This window comes from Desulfocucumis palustris, from assembly GCF_002933875.1.
Classification (GTDB): Bacteria; Bacillota; Desulfotomaculia; order Desulfotomaculales; family Desulfocucumaceae; genus Desulfocucumis; species Desulfocucumis palustris.
Genome location: NZ_BFAV01000074.1, coordinates 1 through 362, shown reverse-complemented (window position 1 = coordinate 362; position 362 = coordinate 1). Strand labels below are relative to the sequence as shown.

Genomic DNA, 362 nt, shown 5'->3' with positions numbered 1-362 from the left:
ACTTCCCTGCCGTTTGCATTGCTGCCTACCGCAGTTGGTGTCCCAAGACGCTTTTGCGATCTTGTTATTTCTCGCTGTGAAGTTTTCAAGGTGCATTTTGAGATGTGAGACGCACTTCCAACCTCTCACTTCTCAATATGGTGGAGATGGTCGGATTCGAACCGACGACCCCCTGCTTGCAAGGCAGGTGCTCTCCCTCTGAGCTACACCCCCATATATTTGAGAAAGTCGCTTTAAGCGACCATTTGGTGGGACTAGATGGATTCGAACCATCGACCTCACGCTTATCAGGCGTGCGCTCTAACCAACTGAGCTATAGTCCCCCGGTCCCTCAAAACTAAACAGGTTTGCAAGATGGAGGT

The 362-nt window shown here is 50.6% G+C and carries 2 tRNA genes; both read right to left on the bottom strand.

The features are described from left to right. Positions 1-138: 138 nt before the first annotated feature. A tRNA-Ala gene (locus DCCM_RS06370) sits at positions 139-213 on the bottom strand. Between the two features lie 33 nt (positions 214-246). Next, positions 247-323: transfer RNA gene (locus DCCM_RS06365), tRNA-Ile, on the bottom strand. Positions 324-362 lie beyond the last annotated feature (39 nt).